Origin of the sequence: Pseudomonas sp. B22129 (assembly GCF_044218875.1) — a bacterium.
In the GTDB taxonomy this organism is placed as follows: Bacteria; Pseudomonadota; Gammaproteobacteria; order Pseudomonadales; family Pseudomonadaceae; genus Aquipseudomonas.
Genome location: NZ_CP162592.1, coordinates 274,994 through 295,432, shown reverse-complemented (window position 1 = coordinate 295,432; position 20,439 = coordinate 274,994). Strand labels below are relative to the sequence as shown.

The following is a 20,439-nucleotide window of genomic DNA, read 5'->3' as shown; positions in this document are numbered from 1 at the left end:
AAACGAGTGTCCCTGATCGCTTCAGACCACTTCCGCATCGTTGTCGGCCTCGGCAAGAGCGGCATGTCCCTGGTTCGCTTCCTGGCGAACCGGGGCACGTCGTTTGCCGTGGCCGACACGCGGGAAAATCCACCGGAGCTGGTCACGCTGCGCCGTGACTACCCGCACGTGGAAGTGCGTTGTGGCGAGCTGGATGTCGAGTTTCTGTGCCGTGCCGACGAGCTCTACGTGAGCCCGGGCCTGGCCCTCGCGACACCGGCCCTGCAAGCGGCCGCGGCGCGTGGCGTGAAGCTGTCCGGTGACATCGACCTGTTCGCGCGCAACGCGAACGCGCCCATCGTGGCCATCAGCGGTTCCAACGCGAAAAGCACCGTGACGACGTTGGTCGGCGAGATGGCCGTTGCGGCGGGCAAGCGCGTCGCGGTGGGCGGCAACCTCGGCACCCCGGCGCTGGACCTGCTCAGCGACGACATCGAGTTGTACGTGATGGAGCTGTCGAGCTTCCAGCTGGAAACCACTCACGACCTCGGTGCCGAAGTGGCCACTGTGTTGAACGTCAGCGAAGACCATATGGACCGCTACAGCGGCCTGCCGGCGTACCACTTGGCCAAGCACCGGATTTTCCGTGGCGCCAAGCAATTTGTGGTCAACCGCCAGGACGCCCTGAGCCGTCCGCTGATGGGCGAAGGCATGCCTTGCTGGACCTTTGGCCTGGGCAAACCTGACTTCAAAGCCTTCGGTATTCGCGAAGAGAATGGCGAGAAATACCTGGCCTTTGAATTCCAGAACCTGATGCCGGTGCGCGAACTGAAAATCCGTGGTGCACATAACCAGTCCAATGCCCTGGCCGCCCTGGCGCTGGGGCATGCCGTGGGCCTGCCGTTCGACGCGATGCTGTCGAGCCTGCGCACGTTCGCCGGCCTTGAGCACCGCTGCCAATGGGTGCGTGATCTCGAGGGCGTCAGCTACTACAACGACTCCAAGGCGACCAACGTCGGTGCGGCCCTGGCGGCGATTGAAGGCCTGGGCGCCGATATCGAAGGCAAGCTGGTGCTGATCGTCGGTGGCGACGGCAAGGGCGCTGACTTTAAAGACCTCAAAGGCCCGGTGGCTGAACATTGCCGCGCCGTGGTGCTGATGGGCCGCGATTCCGGTTTGATCGGCGCCGCTCTGGGCGACGGTGTGCCGCAAGTGCGCGCGACCTCGCTGGACGACGCCATCGCCCAGTGCAGGGCCTTGGCCCAGCCTGGTGATGCCGTGCTGCTGTCGCCGGCCTGCGCCAGTTTCGACATGTTCAAGAACTACGAAGAGCGCGGCCAGCTGTTCGCCCGCGGCGTGGAGGCCTTGGCATGAATTTCAGAAATATCATCAAGCCGTACCCGTCGCCGATCATCACCGGGCGCGGCATCGACCTCGATTTCCCGATGCTCGCCGGCTGCCTCGCGCTGCTCGGCCTGGGCCTGGTGATGATCACTTCGGCTTCTTCCGAAGTGGCCGCCGTGCAGTCGGGCAATACCCTGTACATGATGATCCGTCACTTGGTCTATCTGGTGATCGGCCTGGGTGCGTGCATCGTGACCATGATGATTCCCATCGCCACCTGGCAGCGCCTGGGTTGGTTGATGCTGATCGGTGCGTTCGGCTTGCTGATCATGGTGATCCTCCCCGGCATCGGCCGTGAAGTGAACGGTTCGATGCGCTGGATCGGCTTCGGTGCGTTCAACGTGCAGCCGTCGGAAATCGCCAAAGTGTTTGTGGTGATCTACCTCGCCGGCTACCTGGTGCGTCGCCAGAAAGAAGTGCGTGAAAGCTGGATGGGCTTCTTCAAGCCCTTCATCGTGCTGCTGCCGATGGCCGGCCTGCTGCTGATGGAGCCCGACTTCGGTGCCACCGTCGTGATGATGGGGGCGGCGGCGGCGATGTTGTTCCTCGGTGGCGTCGGCCTGTTCCGCTTCACCTTGATGGTGGTGCTGGCCGTCGCTGCGGTGACGGTGCTGGTGCAGGCACAACCCTATCGGATGGCGCGTCTGATCACCTTTACCGACCCGTGGTCCGACCAGTTCGGCTCCGGCTATCAACTGACCCAGGCGCTGATTGCTTTCGGTCGCGGCGAGTGGCTGGGCGTAGGCCTGGGCAACAGCGTACAGAAGCAGTTCTACCTGCCGGAAGCGCACACCGACTTCGTGTTCTCGGTGCTCGCCGAAGAACTCGGCGTGGTCGGCTCGTTGTGCACCGTCGCGTTGTTCGTGTTCGTGTGTGTACGCGGCATGTACATCGGCTTGTGGGCCGAGAAGGCCAAACAGTATTTCGCCGCGTATGTGGCGTACGGCTTGTCGTTCCTGTGGATCGGCCAGTTCCTGATCAACATCGGGGTGAACGTCGGCCTGCTGCCGACCAAGGGCCTGACCTTGCCGTTCCTCAGTTACGGCGGCAGTTCGTTGGTGATTTGCTGCGCGTGCCTGGGCTTGTTGCTGCGCATCGAGTGGGAGAGTCGAACCCACTTGGGCAGTGAAGAGATGGAATTCAGCGAAAGCGACTTCGCCGAGGAGCCGAACCATGGGCGCTAACGTGCTGATCATGGCGGGCGGCACCGGGGGCCATGTGTTCCCGGCCCTGGCGTGTGCGCGGGAATTCCAGAGCCGTGGTTACAGCGTGCATTGGCTCGGTACGCCGCGCGGCATCGAAAATGAATTGGTCCCGAACGCCGGTTTGCCGCTGCATTTGATCAACGTCACCGGCCTGCGTGGCAAGGGCAAATTGTCCTTGCTCAAGGCGCCATTTGTGTTGTTCAAGGCCGTGTGGCAAGCGCGCAAAGTCATTCGTGAATTGAAGCCGGTGTGTGTGCTCGGTTTTGGTGGGTACGTGACCGGCCCTGGCGGTGTTGCCGCCAAGCTGGCCGGCGTGCCGGTGATCGTGCATGAGCAGAACGCTGTCGCCGGCACTGCCAACCGTCTGCTGGTGCCGTTGGCTGCCCGCGTGTGCGAGGCCTTCCCGAAGACCTTTGCGCAATCCGACAAGCTGCGCACCACCGGCAACCCGGTGCGTACTGAACTGTTTATGGACATCGCCCGTGAAGCACTGGCCGGGCGCAAGGCGCACCTGCTGATCATGGGGGGCAGCCTGGGCTCCGAGCCGTTGAACAAACTGCTGCCGGAAGCGCTGGCGCAACTTCCTTTGGAGCTGCGCCCGGAGATCTTTCATCAGGCTGGCAAGCACCACGGTGAAGTCACGGCTACGCGTTATCGCGAGGCCGGTGTGGAGGCGAACGTACAGCCTTTCATCAAAGACATGGCCCATGCCTATGGCTGGGCCGACCTGGTGGTCTGCCGCTCCGGCGCGCTGACCGTCAGTGAACTGGCCGCCGCCGGTCTGCCGTCCTTGCTGGTGCCTTTGCCCCACGCCATCGACGATCACCAGACCCGCAACGCCGAATATTTGGCCGGGGAGGGCGCTGCCTTCCTGCTGCCGCAAAGAACGACTGGCGCCGCCGATTTGGCCGCACGCCTGACCGAGGTTTTGATGCAACCGGAACGACTCAACAGCATGGCGAGCACCGCAAGCCGCCTGGCCAAACCTGACGCAACCCGCACCGTGGTCGATATCTGCCTGGAGGTGGCCCATGGTTGAGAATCAGAAAGCCATGCCACAACCGGAAATGCGCCGCATCCGTCGCATCCACTTCGTCGGGATCGGCGGCGTGGGCATGTGCGGGATTGCCGAAGTGTTGCTGAACCTGGGCTATCAAGTGTCCGGCTCCGACTTGAAAGAGTCGCCGGTGACCGATCGCCTGAAAACCTTCGGCGCACAGATCTTCATCGGCCACCGTGCCGAGAACGCCGCCGAAGCTGACGTGCTGGTCGTGTCCAGCGCCGTGAACACCTCCAACCCGGAAGTGGCGACCGCCCTTGAGCGTCGCATTCCCGTGGTACCGCGTGCCGAGATGTTGGCCGAGCTGATGCGCTATCGCCACGGCATCGCCGTCGCCGGTACCCACGGCAAAACCACCACCACCAGCCTGATCGCCTCGGTGTTCGCGGCCGGTGGTCTGGACCCGACGTTCGTCATCGGTGGCCGCCTGAATGCAGCCGGCACCAATGCACAATTGGGCACCAGCCGTTACCTGATTGCCGAAGCCGACGAAAGTGATGCGAGCTTCCTGCACCTGCAACCGCTGGTTGCCGTGGTCACCAACATCGACGAAGACCACATGGCCACCTACGACGGTGACTTCAACAAGTTGAAGAAAACCTTCGTCGAGTTCCTGCACAACCTGCCGTTCTACGGTTTGGCGGTGGTGTGCCTGGACGACCCGGTGGTGCGTGAAATCCTGCCCTCGGTCAAGCGCCCGACCGTGACCTACGGCTTCAGCGAAGACGCCGACGTGCGCGCGATCAATGTGCGCCAGGAAGGCATGCAAACCTTCTTCACCGTGCTGCGCCCTGACCGCGAGCCGCTGGATGTGTCGGTGAACATGCCGGGCAACCACAACGTCTTGAATTCCCTGGCGACCATCTGCATCGCTTCCGATGAAGGCGTCAGCGATGAAGCCATCGTCGAAGGCTTGTCGTGCTTCGCTGGCGTCGGCCGTCGCTTCCAGGTCTACGGCCAGCTGCCGGTAGAAGGCGGCGATGTGATGCTGGTAGACGATTACGGTCACCACCCGACCGAAGTCGCCGCCGTGATCAAGGCCGTGCGCGGTGGCTGGCCGGAGCGCCGCCTGGTGATGGTCTACCAGCCGCACCGCTACAGCCGCACCCGCGACCTGTACGACGATTTCGTGAATGTATTGGCCGATGCCAACGTGCTGCTGCTGATGGAAGTCTACCCGGCCGGTGAAGAGCCGATCCCGGGCGCCGACAGCCGCAAGCTGTGCAACAGCATCCGTCAGCGCGGCCAGTTGGACCCGATCTACATCGAGCGTGGTGTGGACCTGGCCCCTATCGTCAAGCCGCTGCTGCGTGCCGGCGACATTCTGCTGTGCCAGGGTGCCGGTGACATTGGTGGGCTCGCGCCTAAATTGCTGGCAAGCCCGCTGTTTGCCGCTGCCGAAAAGGGGAAGTCGAAATGACCACTGACTACGGCTCCCTGTTTTCGAATATCGCACCCGCCGACTTCGGCCGCGTGGCCGTGTTGTTCGGCGGCAAAAGCGCTGAGCGCGAAGTGTCGCTCAAGTCTGGCAATGCCGTGCTCGAAGCCCTGCAAAGCGCTGGCGTGAACGCCTTCGGCATTGATGTGGGCGATGATTTCCTGGCCCGTTTGCAGGCCGAGAAGATCGACCGCGCCTTCATCATTCTTCACGGCCGTGGCGGTGAAGACGGCAGCATGCAGGGCTTGCTGGAGTGCGCAGGTATTCCTTACACCGGCAGCGGGATCCTCGCGTCGGCACTGGCCATGGACAAGCTGCGCACCAAGCAGGTCTGGCACAGCCTGGGCATTCCAACGCCGCGTCACAGTGTGCTGTGCAGCGAAGACGATTGTATTTCTGCAGCCGAGGAACTGGGCCTGCCTTTGATCGTCAAACCAGCCCATGAAGGCTCCAGTATCGGCATGGCCAAAGTGAACTCGGCCGCCGAATTGATCGACGCATGGAAAGCGGCAAGTACCTACGATTCGCAAGTGTTGGTGGAACAGTGGATTTCCGGTCCCGAGTACACCATCGCCACCCTGCGTGGCCAGGTTTTGCCGCCTATCGCATTGGGTACGCCCCACACCTTTTATGACTACGACGCCAAGTACGTGGCTTCCGATACCCAGTACCGGATCCCGTGTGGCCTTGAAGCAACCAAGGAACAGGAATTGATGGACCTCACGGCGAAAGCCTGTGAGGCGCTGGGTATCGCCGGTTGGGCGCGGGCAGACGTGATGCAGGATGGCCAAGGGAATTTCTGGTTCCTGGAAGTCAACACCGCTCCCGGCATGACCGACCACAGCCTGGTACCCATGGCTGCTCGTGCCGCCGGTCTCGATTTCCAGCAGTTAGTGCTGGCGATCCTGGCAGCCAGCATTGAGCCAAGAGGCTAAGCACATGAACGGCGCATCGCTTCGTCATCAGCCCCCACAAGCACCGAGCCGCAAGCCGGTGCCACGGGGTGCCAGCCGGATGGTGGCTAAAGAGCCGATGTCGGCGCGCCTGCCGAAAGCCAACTTTGGTTTTATCAAGGCGTTGTTCTGGCCGGTGTTGCTGGTGGCGTTGGGTTTCGGCACTTATGAAGGCGCACAGCGTCTGTTGCCGTATGCCGACCGGCCGATCACCAAGATCAGCGTGCAGGGCGACCTGAGCTACATCAGCCAGCAAGCGGTACAGCAGCGCATCGGGCCATACCTGGCGGCGAGCTTCTTCACCATCGACCTGGCGGGTATGCGCTCGGAGCTGGAGCAGATGCCATGGATCGCCCACGCGGAAGTGCGCCGTGTATGGCCGGACCAGGTGACGATCCGCCTGGAAGAGCAACTGCCCGTGGCCCGTTGGGGTGATGGCGCGCTGTTGAACAACCAGGGCCAGGCGTTCACGCCGCGTGAGCTGGCGAACTATGAGCACCTGCCGCAGTTGTTCGGGCCGCAGCGCGCGCAACAGCAAGTGATGCAGCAGTACCAGGCGTTGAGCCAGATGCTGCGGCCGTTGGGTTTCTCGATCGCGCGGCTGGAATTGCGTGAGCGCGGCAGCTGGTTTTTGACGACCGGGGCAGGCAGTTCCGGCCCTGGTATCGAGTTGTTGCTGGGACGCGGCAACCTGGTGGAAAAGATGCGCCGCTTTATTGCCATCTATGAAAAGACCTTGAAAGAACAGATTACGAACATTGCGAGCGTCGACCTGCGTTACGCCAACGGCCTGGCCGTCGGCTGGCGTGAACCGGCTGCGCCGACGACAGCCAAACCCGCTGTCGCGAAGAATTAAGAAGAGGCAGGACCCATGGCAAACGTGCAAAGCGGCAAAATGATCGTCGGTCTCGATATCGGCACCTCCAAAGTGGTGGCGCTGGTCGGCGAGGTCGGGGAAGACGGTGTGATCGAAATCGTCGGTATCGGCACGCATCCGTCCCGGGGCCTGAAGAAGGGTGTGGTGGTGAACATCGAGTCCACCGTGCAATCGATCCAGCGCGCCATCGAAGAAGCGCAGCTGATGGCCGGTTGCCGGATTCACTCGGCGTTCGTCGGCGTGGCGGGCAACCATATCCGCAGCCTGAACTCCCACGGCATCGTGGCGATCCGCGACCGTGAAGTCAGCGCCGCCGACCTTGAGCGGGTACTCGACGCCGCCCAGGCCGTGGCGATCCCGGCTGACCAGCGCGTGCTGCACACGCTGCCTCAGGACTACGTGATCGACAACCAGGAAGGCGTGCGTGAGCCGCTGGGCATGTCGGGCGTACGTCTGGAAGCCAAGGTTCACGTGGTGACCTGCGCCGTCAACGCCGCACAGAACATTGAAAAATGCGTGCGCCGCTGCGGCCTGGAAATCGACGACATCATTCTTGAGCAGTTGGCCTCGGCCTACTCGGTCCTGACCGACGACGAAAAAGAGCTGGGCGTGTGCCTGGTCGACATCGGCGGCGGCACCACCGACATCGCGATCTTCACCGAGGGTGCGATCCGTCACACCGCCGTGATCCCGATTGCCGGCGACCAGGTCACCAACGACATCGCCATGGCGCTGCGTACACCCACCCAGTACGCCGAAGAAATCAAGATCCGTTATGCCTGCGCCCTGGCCAAACTGGCCGGTGCAGGTGAAACCATCAAAGTGCCAAGCGTGGGCGATCGTCCACCGCGTGAACTGTCGCGTCAGGCCCTGGCCGAAGTGGTCGAGCCGCGTTACGACGAACTGTTCACCCTGATCCAGGCTGAACTGCGCCGCAGCGGTTACGAAGATTTGATCCCGGCCGGCATCGTGCTGACCGGCGGTACCTCGAAGATGGAAGGCGCGGTCGAACTGGCCGAGGAAATCTTCCACATGCCGGTCCGCCTGGGCGTGCCCCATGGCGTCAAAGGCCTGGGCGACGTGGTGCGCAACCCGATTTATTCCACCGGTGTGGGCTTGCTGTTGTACGGGCTGCAAAAGCAGACCGACGGCATTTCCCTGTCGGGCCCGAGCGTCCGTGACAGCTACCGCAATAACGACGACGACGCGAAAGCACCGTTGTTTGAGCGGTTGCAGGCTTGGGTAAAAGGCAATTTCTAAAGATTTACCGCAACACCGCAGCAAGCAGTAGGCGAAAAAACTAGAGAAAACGAAAGGAGAGGGAACATGTTCGAACTCGTAGACAACATCCCCGCAAGCCCGGTTATCAAAGTAATCGGTGTCGGCGGTGGCGGCGGCAACGCTGTCAACCATATGGTCAAGAGCAACATTGAAGGCGTTGAATTCATTTGCGCCAACACTGATGCCCAGGCGCTGAAAAGCATCGGCGCGCGGACCATCCTGCAATTGGGCACTGCGGTGACCAAAGGCCTCGGCGCTGGCGCCAACCCGGAAGTCGGCCGTCAAGCCGCACTGGAAGACCGCGAGCGTATTGCTGAAGTGCTGCAAGGCACCAACATGGTGTTCATCACCACGGGCATGGGCGGCGGTACCGGTACCGGTGCTGCGCCGATCATTGCCGAAGTGGCCAAGGAAATGGGCATTCTGACCGTTGCTGTCGTGACGCGTCCGTTCCCGTTCGAAGGTCGCAAGCGCATGCAGATCGCCGACGAAGGCATCCGTCTGCTGTCTGAAAGCGTCGACTCGTTGATCACTATCCCCAACGAGAAGCTGCTGACCATCCTGGGCAAGGACGCAAGCCTGCTGTCCGCGTTCGCCAAGGCTGACGATGTGCTGGCCGGTGCCGTTCGCGGTATCTCCGACATCATCAAGCGCCCGGGCATGATCAACGTCGACTTTGCCGACGTCCGTACCGTGATGAGCGAAATGGGCATGGCGATGATGGGCACTGGCTGCGCCAGCGGTCCGAACCGTGCACGCGAAGCCACTGAAGCGGCCATTCGCAACCCGTTGCTCGAAGACGTGAACCTGCAAGGTGCACGCGGCATCCTGGTGAACATCACCGCCGGCCCTGACCTGTCCCTGGGTGAGTACTCCGACGTGGGTAGCATCATCGAAGCCTTCGCTTCCGAGCACGCGATGGTCAAAGTCGGTACCGTTATTGATCCGGACATGCGTGATGAACTGCACGTGACCGTGGTTGCTACCGGCCTGGGCGCTAAAATCGAGAAGCCTGTGAAGGTCATCGACAATACCGTTCACACTGGCCACAACAGTCACGCCAGCCAGCAAGCTGCCGCTCCAGCGCCTGCGCGCCAGGAACTGCCGTCGGTGAACTACCGTGACCTGGACCGTCCGACCGTGATGCGCAACCAGGCTCAGGCCGGTGCTGCGGCGTCCCGTAGCCTGAATCCGCAAGATGATCTGGACTACCTGGACATCCCGGCATTCCTGCGTCGTCAGGCCGATTAATGGAATGTATCAGGGCTATGAAGGTGATTGGTGTTCAGCAAAGGTCTGGTCTGTTATTATCGCCAGCCTTTGTTGATACCAGTTCGCAATTTGCGCTGAAGCGGTCCAAGCCATGATTAAACAACGCACCCTGAAGAATATTATCCGTGCCACAGGTGTAGGTCTGCACTCCGGGGAGAAGGTATACCTGACCCTCAAGCCCGCACCTGTCGACACCGGCATCGTGTTTGTTCGTGCCGACCTGGACCCTGTGGTGCAGATTCCTGCTCGCGCGGAAAATGTTGGCGAAACCACGATGTCGACCACGTTGGTCAACGGTGACGTCAAAGTGGACACGGTGGAGCACTTGCTCTCGGCCATGGCCGGTCTGGGCATCGATAACGCCTACGTCGAGCTCTCCGCGTCCGAAGTCCCGATCATGGATGGCAGCGCTGGACCCTTCGTATTCTTGATTCAATCTGCCGGCCTGGAAGAACAGGACGCAGCCAAGAAGTTCATTCGCATTCTGCGGGAAGTGACAGTAGAAGACGGCGACAAGCGCGCCACCTTCGTCCCGTTCGAAGGCTTTAAAGTGAGCTTTGAGATCGATTTCGATCACCCGGTATTCCGTGACCGCACCCAAAGTGCAAGCGTGGATTTTTCCAGCACTTCGTTCGTAAAAGAAGTCAGCCGCGCCCGTACCTTTGGTTTCATGAGTGACATCGAGTACCTGCGCAAGCACAACCTCGCACTCGGCGGCAGCGTTGAAAACGCCATTGTGGTCGACGCGGATGGTGTACTGAACGAAGACGGCCTTCGCTACGAAGACGAGTTCGTGAAGCACAAGATCCTCGATGCAATCGGTGACCTCTACCTGCTGGGCAATAGCCTGATAGGCGAGTTCAAAGGCTTCAAGTCGGGCCACGCCCTTAACAACCAGCTGCTGCGCAAGTTGATTGAGCAGACAGACGCTTGGGAAGTCGTGACCTTCGAAGATGCCAGCACCGCACCGATCTCTTACATGCGTCCCGTTGCGGCGGTGTAAGTAACAACTCTCTTTCTTTAGTTTTGAAAGGCCACCTTCGGGTGGCCTTTTTTTATGCCTTTGAATTGGTAATAGCCACCTTTGTGGTGAGCGAGCTTGTTGTGGTGAGCGAGCAAGCTCGCTCACCACAACAAGCCTGCTCAGCACAAAAGCTCATCTGTCTCATCCAGCATCGACGATACGATTGCGCCCACTGTGTTTGGCTTCATACAGCGCCTGATCAGCATTGAGCAGCAAATCCTCAAGGGACATGCGGCTGCGTTTTTGCCACGTGCTCATGCCGATACTCACCGTAATGGGCCCTTGCGCACCGGCCACTCGTGGCAAATGCTCGACACTGCTGCGGATATGCTCGGCGATCACCCAGGCGCCTTTGGCGTCGGTATGTGGCAGCACCACCGCAAACTCTTCGCCACCGTAGCGAGCCGCCAGGTCAGCCGGGCGGCGGATGTTGTCTTCGATCACTTGGGCAACCGCGCGCAATGCCTCATCGCCGCCGTGATGGCCATGCAGGTCATTGAAGGCCTTGAAGTGGTCCACGTCGATCATTAGCAGGGTCAGCGGTTCGGTGGAACGTTGGGCGCGGTCCCACTCCAACCGAAGGCGTTCGTCCAGGGTGCGACGGTTTGCCAGCCCGGTCAACGCGTCGGTGGCTGCCAGTTCTGACAGCACCTGCTCGGCGCGGTGACGGCGGCGCAACTCGTTGCTCAGCATCCAGGTCAGCCACAGCAGGCCGATGCACAGTACGCCCGTCGCGAGGCTGATCAGAATGGCAGCACGCTTCCACTGGGCGAAGACTTCATCGGCAGACAGCGCCACTGCGACGATCAGCGGCAGGTTGCCGACGGTGGAGAACGTGTAGAGCCGTGGCTGGCGATCGACGCTGGAGACGCCCTGAAAGCTGCCATCATGCTCCCTGAGCATACGGGCCACATTCGGGCGCTGGCTCAGGTCTTTGTCGATCATGTCCAGCTCCAGCATTGGCTCTTGCGCCAGCAGGATGCCCTGTTGGTTGATCAGGTTGATGGTGCTGTTACGGCCAATATTCAGGCCGCTGAACAACTGATGAAAGTACGAGAGGCGCATAGACGCCACCGCGACGCCCTGGAAACGCCCGTCGGGCGCGGACACCCGGCGGCTGAATGCGATTCGCCACTGGTCATCGCACACGCAGCGCGCGATGAACGGACGGCTGATGTACAAGCCGACGTCGGGGTTGGTGCGATGGGCCTGAAAATAGTCACGGTCGGCGAAGTTTCCGGTCTTGGGCGTGAGCAGTGAAGAATCTGCGATCACCTCGCCATGGGCGTCCAGCAGCAAAATGTCGCCCTTGTACGGCGCAGCGGTGGAGCGGTCGAACAACACCAGGTGGCGGATGCTGGCGGAGACACTGTGCAGATCGTTGCGCTCCGTGGCCGCAATCAGGCCTTTGAGCGCCATGTCGTAGAGCTCGACGTTGCGCAGCACATCGGCATCGATCAGTTGGGTGATGTTGTTTGCTGTGCGCTTGGCGGTCTGCAGGGTATTGGCGTGTTCGCGAATCAGCAGGGCCGTCACGACCGCTACGATCAGCAGCACCGTGAGGACGCTGCCTGTGATCAGCAAGCGTTCCGGGCGACGGGTGGGGCGTGGGAGGCTCGGGCTCATCGGCTTACTTCTGCTTCGAGGATGCCCATAGCTTAGTAGGCAAACGCAGATTCAGTGTGGGAGCTGGCTTGCCTGCGATAGCGTTTTACCCGTCGACGTGCCCGCACCTGGGGCACCGCCATCGCAGGCAAGCCAGCTCCCACCTTTTTGAGCGTATTTCAGGGGATGAGCGACGTTAGAACACGTCGATCGGGTAATCCACGATCACACGGTACTCATCCACATCCCGGTCGACCGCCGAATAGCCATTTCCACCCCGGTTGGTGGCCCATTGCAGGCGTACGGCCAGATCCTTGGCCGTGCCGCCTTGCACCACGTATTTCAGGTCGATATCCCGCTCCCAGTGCTTGGCGTCTTTGCCATCGGCACTGTACCAGGCGCTGTAGCCCCGGCTGTTGGGGTCGACTTTGGTCAGGTCGGTCTTGCCGCTGATGTAGGACACTGCGGAGGTCAGGCCGGGCATGCCCAGGCCTGCGAAGTCATAGGCGTACTTGAGTTTCCACGAGCGTTCGTTCGGGCCGTTGAAGTCCGAATACTGCTGGGAATTGTCCAGGTACACGCTGTCGCCCTGGGTGATGTAGTCGAACGGCGTGTTGCCGTTGACCCGCTGGTAAGCGGCGGTGACGCTGTGGTGGCCCACACCCACGGTGAAATGCAGGCTGTAGGTGTTGTTGTCGATGTTTCCCAGCAGTGACTGGCCGGTGTCCCTGGTGTGGTAGTAGTGCAGGCCCGGGTTGAGGCTGACCAAGTCATTGAGTGCGTAGGTGTAGTCCAGGTCGTAGTAATACTGGTGCCACACGTCTTTCAATTCTGAGGCATACAGGTTGCTGGTCAGACCTGGAACGCCGCTGAACGACACGCCGGCCCAGTTCAGGTGCTGGCTGTCGGCGTGGTCCGGCAACGCGCCGTAGCTGGTGCCGATGCGGCGGTGGCCGCTCTGGTTATAGAGTTTGGTGAAGCTGGCCTGGCCGCCTTCGATCATCCAGCCGTCAACGCTGTGATTGTTCAAGCTGACGCCACGGAAGGTCTGCGGCAGCATGCGGGTCATGCCGCCGGCGATCACCGGGTTGTTGAGGAACAGGTCGCCGGCTTTCAGCTCGGTGTCGAACGCACGCATTTTCAAGGTGCCGCCGGCGGTGGAGAACGAGCCGGGCGCTTTGCCGTTGCCACTGCCGTAGGGAAGGATGCTGGAACCGTCGGTGCCGCCACCGCCGTCGAGCTTGAGGCCGAGCATGGCGTTCACGTCCAGGCCGAAACCGACGGTGCCCTGGGTGTAACCGGATTCAAATGTACCGATGAAGCCCTGGCCCCATTCCTTGCTGTCATCGGTGTGAATATCGCGACGGTCGCGGTTCATGTAGTAGCTGCGGGTGTTGATTGTAAGGCTTGAGCCTTCGACGAAACCGTCGGCGGGGGTGGTGTCTGCCGCGTGGGCGAGGGGGACGATCGTTGCTGCAATCGCGAGGAATAACGGGGTGAACGTCAGCGAGTTCTTCACCGGTGGAGCTCCTTTGGTCAATCGAAAACAGCCAGTGTCGTGGGGTGTGCCTGGCCTTTTTTACGGCAAAAAAAAGCCGCTGAAGTCAGCGGCTTTAAACAGATTCCCAGTGTAGAGCCCTGGAAATAAGTCGAGGGAAATTCGGGTGAGCGCAGAATCTGTGTTGCCGTCGCGCTCATCGGTGCGTCAAAGTAACGCAGGCGAGCGGTGCGATACAGAGTGTAACAAGATAATGACTGTTGCCCAAACGGCAACAGTCTGCCTGTTGCCGAATACGCCGCAGACCAAATGTGGGAGCGGGCTTGCTCGCGAATGCGGTATGTCAGTCAAATCATCTTTAACTGATACTCCGCTTTCGCGAGCAAGCCCGCTCCCACATTTGATTGAGGTGTTCTGGGGATTTAGACGGGCAGGGTAATACCAAACGTATTGCCGCCACATTCACTGCGCACAAACACATCCCCGCCATGCATCAGCGCAATCGCCTTGACGATGGCCAGCCCCAGCCCGTGGTTCGCGCCACTGTTGCTACGCGATGCGTCCACCCGATAGAACCGCTCAAACAACCGTGGCAGGTGCTCACTGGCGATCTCATCGCCGGGGTTGGTTACGCCGATGGAGACCTGATGCTCCTGCACCTCAATGTTTACCTCGATCAGCCGCCCCGGTGCAGTGTGTTGCACCGCATTGCTCAGCAGGTTGATCAGCGCGCGGCGCAGGTGGGCTTTTTCGATGTGCACCATGGCGTCGCCGCGCACGTTCACTTTGACCTGCGCGTCTTCAAGAATGAAGTCGAGGTAATCGAGAGTGGTCGCCACTTCATCGGCCAGGGAGCTTTCGATCAGCTTGGTGGCCTTGCTGCCCTGGTCGGCGCTGGCGAGAAACAGCATGTCGTTGATGATTGAGCGCAAGCGCTCCAGCTCTTCAAGGTTGGATTGCAGCACCTCGAAATAATGCTCCGCTGAACGCCCACGGGTCAGCGCCACTTGGGTCTGGCCGATCAGATTGGTCAGTGGCGAGCGCAGTTCGTGGGCGACGTCGGCGTTAAAGGACTCCAGGCGCGAGTAGGCCTGCTCGACCCGATCCAGTGTGGAGTTGAACGAGTTGACGAACTGGCTCAACTCCGGCGGCAGGGGCGACAGTTGCAGGCGCCCCGACAGCTTAGGTGGCGCCAGTTTCTGCGCTTCATCCGAGAGCTTGCTCAACGGTTTGAGACCGATGCGCGACACCCAGAACCCCAGCAGCGCCGCCAGCACCACGCCGACAAACGCCAGGCCAATCAGCGCCATCAACAGTTGGTGCTGCGTCGCGTGGAAGTTTTCGGTGTCGATGGCGATCATGAAGCGCAGCGGCGGGCGCTGGTCCTTTGCCGGGAACTGGCTGACCAGCGCCTTGAACGGGTGATTGTGCCCAGGCAGGCGCAAGTCACGCTTGCCGGTTCGCCCTTCGGCAAAGGCGCGGATCTGGGCGTCGGGGTTGCCGTATTCGTAAGTTGGATCGCTGCTGACCACCCAGAAGCGGATGCGCTGGTCTTCTTCGCTGAGCAGCTTGAGCTTGGCGGTGATTTTCGCCCAATGATCCGGCGTGCCGAAGCGATTGACCGAGGATTCCAGCACGCTGTAGCGCGCATCCAGTTCGGCGCCCGGCAACAAACCCAGGCCCCGGTCCACTTGCTGGTACAGCGCGCCGCCGATCAACACGAAGATCAGCAGCGCCACCAGGGTGAACATGCCACTGAGGCGCAGGGCGATGGAGTTAGCCGACACTGCGGTTCTCCAGCACATAACCCATGCCGCGAATCGTGTGCAGCAGTTTGGTGTCGAACGGCCCGTCGAGCTTGGCACGCAGGCGTTTGATCGCGACTTCCACCACGTTGGCGTCGCTGTCGAAATTGATGTCCCAGACCATTTCCGCAATCGCTGTCTTGGACAGGATTTCGCCCTGGCGCCGCGCCAATACGCTGAGCAGCGAAAACTCCTTGGCGGTCAGGTCCAGGCGTACGCCATTGCGGCTGGCCTTGCGGCTGATCAGGTCGATCCACAGGTCGGCCACGGTGACCTGCACCGGTTCATGGCCGCCGCTGCGGCGGGTCAGGGCCTGCAAGCGCGCCACCAGTTCCAGGAAGGAAAATGGCTTGCCCAGGTAATCATCCGCGCCTTCACGCAGGCCGCGGATACGGTCTTCCACACGCTCGCGCGCGGTGAGCATGATCACCGGCGTCTGCTTGCGCGCTCGCAGGGCACGCAGCACGCCGAAGCCGTCCAGGCCTGGCAGCATGACGTCGAGTACGATCACCGCGTAATCGTTCTCCAGCGCCAGGTGCAAGCCCTCGACGCCTTCGCGCGCCACATCGACGGTATAACCCTGTTCCGTCAAGCCGCGGTGCAGGTAGTCCGCGGTTTTTTCTTCATCTTCAATAATCAGGACGCGCATGAGCCTTTTGTTCCAGGACGGGGCCTCAGCCTTGGTGTGTGGTCGCCAGCGCTGGTGCTGGTGTGGGCCTGTGGAAAAACTTCTCAAGGTACAAGTATATGACTGGCGTGGTGAACAGCGTCAGCGCCTGGCTCACCAGCAGCCCGCCGACGACTGCGATACCCAGCGGCTGGCGCAGTTCGGCACCTGCACCATAGCCCAACATCAGCGGCAGAGCGCCGAGCAGTGCCGCCAGCGAAGTCATGATGATCGGGCGGAACCGCGTGATACAGGCTTCGAAGATGGCGTCTCGCGGCGATAACCCGCGCTCACGCTGGGCTTCCAGGGCAAAGTCGATCAACAGGATGCCGTTCTTCTTGACGATGCCGATCAACAGCACCAGGCCGATCAACGCCATGATCGAGAAGTCCTGGCCCAGCAGCCACAGCATGATCAGGGCTCCCAGCCCTGCTGACGGCAAGGTCGAGATGATGGTCAACGGGTGCACGAAGCTTTCATACAGCACGCCGAGAATGATGTAGACCGCCACCAGTGCCGCAAGGATCAACCATGGCTGGCTGGCCAACGAGCTCTGAAACGCTTGTGCCGCGCCCTGGAAATTGCCGAGGATCGAGGCCGGCATGCCGATCTCGTTTTTCGCCTGATTGAGCAGCACTACTGCGTCGCCCAGCGCAACACCCGGTGCCAGGTTGAACGACAGGTTGGCCGCCGGGAACATGCCATCATGGCTGATGGACAGCGGGCCAACCGTGGGCGCATCCACCCTGGCGAGCGCCGACAGCGGCACCATTTCATTGGTCAGCGGTGAACGCAGGTAAAAGTAGTTCAGGCTTTCGGCTTTGCCGCGCTGTTGGGTATCCAGTTCCAGTACCACTTGGTATTGGTTGGTTTCGGTCTGGAACTCGTTGACTTGCCGCTGGCCGAAGGCGTCGTACAGCGCCTGGTCGACATCGGTGGCGGTCAGGCCGAAGCGCGCGGCGGCTTGGCGGTCAATACTGATATGGGTGATGCTGCCGCCCAGTTGCAAGTCATTGGACAGATCGCGAAATGCCGGCAGCGTGCGCAGTTTTTCGGTCAGGCGCTGGGTCCAGGTATTGAGTGTCTCGCCGTCATTACTCTTGAGTACGTATTGATATTGGCTGCGGCTGGGGCCTGAACTGAGGTTGATGTCCTGGCCTGCCCGCAAGTACAGGACAATGCCAGGTACCTTGGCCAGCTTGGGCCGGATGCGGTCGATGAACTGGCTGGCAGACACGTCACGGTCACCACGGTCGACAAGCGAAATCCAGAAACGGCCGTTGGCGATGGTCTGGTTGCTGCCGGTCACCCCGACGGAATGGGAAAATGCCCGCACGGCCGGGTCTTCCTTGAGGATCTCTGCCAGCGCCTTGTGCTTGGCAACCATGTCCGGGTAGGACACGTCGGCGGCGGCCTCGCTGGTGCCGAGGATAAAACCGGTGTCTTGTACCGGAAAGAAGCCTTTGGGGATAAACACGTAGCCTGCCACGGCCAGGCCCAGGGTGAGCATGAATATACTGAACATTGTGCGTTGGTGGGCGAGGGCTCGACGCAGGGTTCTTTCGTAGCCCGCCAGCAAGCGTTCGCCGAACCCCGGGTTGTCATGGGCGTGATGGCTCGGCGCTTTCATGAACAGGGCGGCCAGGGTGGGTGCCAGTGTCAGCGACACCACCGTCGATATCAGGATGGTCGAGGTGGCGGTCAAGGCAAACTCCTTGAACAACCGGCCTACCACACCGCCCATGAACAGCAACGGAATAAAGGCTGCGACCAGCGAGACGCTGATGGACACCACGGTAAAGCCAATTTCGCTGGCGCCGAGGATCGCCGCTTCACGTTTGTCCAAACCGGTTTCGAGATGGCGATGGATGTTCTCCACCACCACAATCGCATCGTCCACCACAAACCCCACCGCCACCACAATGGCAACCAGGGTCAGGTTGTTCAGGCTGAAGCCCATCACGTACATCAGTGCGAAGCTCGCGATCAGCGACACGCCGAGCACGCTGGACACAATAAACGTCGCTGACCATTGGCGCAGGAAAATCGCCATGACGCCGACCACCAGCAAGATAGCGATCAGCAAGGTCATTTCCACTTCGTGCAGCGACGCGCGGATGGTGGTGGTGCGGTCCATCAATATGCTGACCTGGGCTGATGCCGGCAGCATGGCTTGCAGGCGCGGCAGCTCAGCCTCAATGCGCTCTACCGTCTCGACGATGTTGGCGCCGGGCTGGCGGGTGATCACCAGGTTGACCCCGGGGGTATCGCCCGCCCACGCTTGCACGTAAGCATTTTCCGAACCGTTGACCACCTTCGCCACGTCCCGCAACTGGACCGGCGCGCCGTTTTTGTAGGAGACGATCAGGTCGCCATATTCATCGGGATGGAACAGCTGGTCGTTGGTCGATAGGGTCGATACGCTGTTCTTACCGTACAACGCACCTTTCGCCAGGTTCAGGCTGGATTGTTGAATCGATAGGCGGATATCGGCGAGGGTCAGCCCGATAGCCGCGAGTTTGTCCGGCGAAGCTTGTACACGAATGGCCGGGCGTTGCTGGCCGGTGATATTGATCTGGCCCACGCCGTCGATCTGGCTGAGTTGCCGCGCCAGCAGGGTTTCCACCAGGTCGCTCAACTCTGTGCCTGGCATGTCATGGGAACTGACGCTGACGATCAGCACCGGGCTGTCGGCGGGGTTTACCTTCCTCCAGGTCGGCAGGCTTGGCATGTCGCTGGGCAGTTTGCCGGCTGCGGTGTTGATCGCAGCCTGCACTTCCTGCGCGGCGGTGTCGATGCTCTTGTCGAGGGTGAATTGCAAGGTCAGCAGGCTTGAACCCAAGGCACTGCTGGACGTCATCTGGGTCATGCCGGGAATGGCGCTGAATTGCACTTCCAGCGGGGTGGCGACGGAAGATGCCATGGTGTCGGGGCTGGCGCCGGGCAACTGCGCCGTCACCTGGATTGTCGGAAATTCCGCCTCCGGCAGTGGGGCGATTGGCAGTTTGGGGAAGGCAATCAGCCCGAGCAGCACCAGAGCAAACGTCAGCAGCAAGGTGGCGACCGGACGGTCGATGCACCAGGCGGAAACCGAACCTCGCGTGCTCATGGCTGCACCTTGGCATCGACGGTCTGGATTACTTGCGGCGGCTCCTTGAGCACGTCCACCTGGGCGCCGGCCTTGAGCCGCGACTGGCCATCGCTGACCAGCACGTCGCCGGCGTTCACACCCTTGATGATGTTCACATCGCTGTCTTGATAGGCCACTTGCACCGGTACGATCTCGACCTTATCGCCGTTGACCCTGTACACGAAATGCGAGTCAAGACCACGTTGCACCACGGTTGGCGGTACTGTCAGGGCGTTCTTGTCCAGGGCCGTCTGAATCTTGATGGTCACCAGTTGCCCCGGCCACAGGCGTTGCGAGGCGTTATTGAATTCAGCCTTGGCGCGCAGGGTGCCGGTGGTGGAACTGATCTGGTTGTCGATCAGGCTCAAGTGGCCTTCGCCGAGCAGGTCGCCCGTCTGGCCGTCGGTGTCGGCACCCTGGTAGGCATCGACGCTGGTGCGGTCAGGTGCGGCAATCAGGCCTTGCAGGGTCGGCAGCATTTGCTGGGGCAGGGAGAACTCGACGCCAATCGGGTCAATTTGGGTCACCGAGAACAGACCCTGGGTGTCGCTCATACGCAGGAAGTTGCCTTCATCCACGCTGCGAATACCGACGCGGCCGGTGACGGGTGAGCGAATCTGGGTGTAGGAAAGTTGTACTTGAGCCGAGTCGATGGCCGCCTGGTTGCCTTGCGCGGTGGCCTTGAGCTGGTTGACCAGGGCTTGTTGCTGGTCATAAGTCTGCTTCGACACGCCGTCGTCGATGCTCAGTTCCTTGTAGCGCTTAAGGTTGACCAGCGCCACTTGCAACTGCGCCTGGCTTTCGCCCAGTTGCGCCTTGGCCTGGTCGAGGCTGGCGCGGATCGAGCGGTCATCGATGGTCGCCAGCAGGTCCCCGGCCTTGACCAGTTGGCCTTCCTTGACCAGCAGCTTGGTGAGAATGCCGTCGATTTGCGGGCGGATCACCACGCTGTGCAACGACAGCACCGAGCCGATGCCACTGACATACCGCGGGATGTCCTGCTGTGTAACGCTCACCACCCGCACCGGGACTGCCGTTGGCGCTGCCAGTTTGGCTTTCGCCGGGCGGGTCAGCGCCCAAGCTGCACCCGCCAGTACCACGAGGGCTCCCACGATCAGAACGGTTTTTCGTTGAATAAGCATGGGTGAGGCGCCGGGCAAGGGGTTGGAAGGTCAGGGGGCTCTTTATAACCCGCCAATCCGGTCAGCACAGTGACCGCTATCTGACGGCGCTGTCAGTAA

The 20,439-nt window shown here is 61.1% G+C and carries 15 protein-coding genes; 9 read left to right on the top strand and 6 right to left on the bottom strand.

From position 1 onward, the window contains the following. Positions 1-6 precede the first annotated feature (6 nt). The 9 genes from murD (at position 7) to lpxC (ending at position 10,472) form a co-directional block, all read left to right on the top strand. On the top strand, positions 7-1,353 hold the full coding sequence (gene murD, locus AB4P94_RS01325; protein WP_395609095.1) for a UDP-N-acetylmuramoyl-L-alanine--D-glutamate ligase: 1,347 nt from the start codon (positions 7-9) through the stop codon (positions 1,351-1,353). Beyond that, positions 1,350-2,567: a putative lipid II flippase FtsW gene (gene ftsW / locus AB4P94_RS01320; protein ID WP_058414267.1), complete on the top strand. Its 1,218-nt coding sequence runs from the start codon at positions 1,350-1,352 to the stop codon at positions 2,565-2,567. Before murD ends, ftsW begins: the two co-directional genes overlap by 4 nt. Further along, positions 2,557-3,627 (top strand): undecaprenyldiphospho-muramoylpentapeptide beta-N-acetylglucosaminyltransferase, encoded by a 1,071-nt coding sequence (gene murG / locus AB4P94_RS01315; protein ID WP_395609094.1) that lies wholly within the window; start codon positions 2,557-2,559, stop codon positions 3,625-3,627. Before ftsW ends, murG begins: the two co-directional genes overlap by 11 nt. After that, positions 3,620-5,068: a UDP-N-acetylmuramate--L-alanine ligase gene (gene murC / locus AB4P94_RS01310; RefSeq protein ID WP_395609093.1), complete on the top strand. Its 1,449-nt coding sequence runs from the start codon at positions 3,620-3,622 to the stop codon at positions 5,066-5,068. The genes murG and murC overlap by 8 nt, the downstream gene beginning before the upstream one ends. After that, entirely contained in the window at positions 5,065-6,021 is a 957-nt protein-coding gene (locus AB4P94_RS01305) for a D-alanine--D-alanine ligase (protein ID WP_395609092.1), read from the top strand. Before murC ends, AB4P94_RS01305 begins: the two co-directional genes overlap by 4 nt. 4 nt (positions 6,022-6,025) lie before the next feature. Continuing rightward, entirely contained in the window at positions 6,026-6,895 is an 870-nt protein-coding gene (locus AB4P94_RS01300) for a cell division protein FtsQ/DivIB (protein WP_395609091.1), read from the top strand. 15 nt (positions 6,896-6,910) lie between these two features. Beyond that, on the top strand, positions 6,911-8,176 hold the full coding sequence (ftsA, locus tag AB4P94_RS01295) for a cell division protein FtsA (protein ID WP_395609090.1): 1,266 nt from the start codon (positions 6,911-6,913) through the stop codon (positions 8,174-8,176). A gap of 66 nt (positions 8,177-8,242) precedes the next feature. Beyond that, positions 8,243-9,448 carry a cell division protein FtsZ gene (gene ftsZ, locus AB4P94_RS01290; protein ID WP_071486031.1) on the top strand — a complete coding sequence of 402 codons (1,206 nt, stop codon included), beginning with the start codon at positions 8,243-8,245 and terminating at the stop codon, positions 9,446-9,448. Between the two features lie 112 nt (positions 9,449-9,560). Further along, positions 9,561-10,472 (top strand): UDP-3-O-acyl-N-acetylglucosamine deacetylase, encoded by a 912-nt coding sequence (gene lpxC, locus AB4P94_RS01285; protein WP_003171886.1) that lies wholly within the window; start codon positions 9,561-9,563, stop codon positions 10,470-10,472. A gap of 162 nt (positions 10,473-10,634) precedes the next feature. On the opposite strand, the gene AB4P94_RS01280 is transcribed toward lpxC, so the two are convergent. The 6 genes from AB4P94_RS01280 to AB4P94_RS01255 all read right to left on the bottom strand — a co-directional run bounded on the left by AB4P94_RS01280 (position 10,635) and on the right by AB4P94_RS01255 (position 20,340). Then, positions 10,635-12,119, bottom strand: a complete 1,485-nt coding sequence (locus AB4P94_RS01280) for a diguanylate cyclase (RefSeq protein WP_395609089.1) — start codon at positions 12,117-12,119, stop codon at positions 10,635-10,637. 175 nt (positions 12,120-12,294) lie between these two features. Next, positions 12,295-13,617 (bottom strand): OprD family porin, encoded by a 1,323-nt coding sequence (locus AB4P94_RS01275; RefSeq protein ID WP_395609088.1) that lies wholly within the window; start codon positions 13,615-13,617, stop codon positions 12,295-12,297. A 401-nt stretch (positions 13,618-14,018) separates the two neighbouring features. Next, positions 14,019-15,383: a heavy metal sensor histidine kinase gene (locus AB4P94_RS01270; RefSeq protein ID WP_395609087.1), complete on the bottom strand. Its 1,365-nt coding sequence runs from the start codon at positions 15,381-15,383 to the stop codon at positions 14,019-14,021. After that, entirely contained in the window at positions 15,373-16,050 is a 678-nt protein-coding gene (locus AB4P94_RS01265) for a heavy metal response regulator transcription factor (protein WP_016974228.1), read from the bottom strand. The genes AB4P94_RS01270 and AB4P94_RS01265 overlap by 11 nt, the downstream gene beginning before the upstream one ends. 25 nt (positions 16,051-16,075) lie before the next feature. After that, complete coding sequence (locus tag AB4P94_RS01260; RefSeq protein WP_395609086.1) at positions 16,076-19,177, bottom strand: multidrug efflux RND transporter permease subunit; 3,102 nt, start codon at positions 19,175-19,177, stop codon at positions 16,076-16,078. After that, positions 19,174-20,340: an efflux RND transporter periplasmic adaptor subunit gene (locus AB4P94_RS01255; protein WP_395609085.1), complete on the bottom strand. Its 1,167-nt coding sequence runs from the start codon at positions 20,338-20,340 to the stop codon at positions 19,174-19,176. Before AB4P94_RS01255 ends, AB4P94_RS01260 begins: the two co-directional genes overlap by 4 nt. Positions 20,341-20,439: the final 99 nt, after the last annotated feature.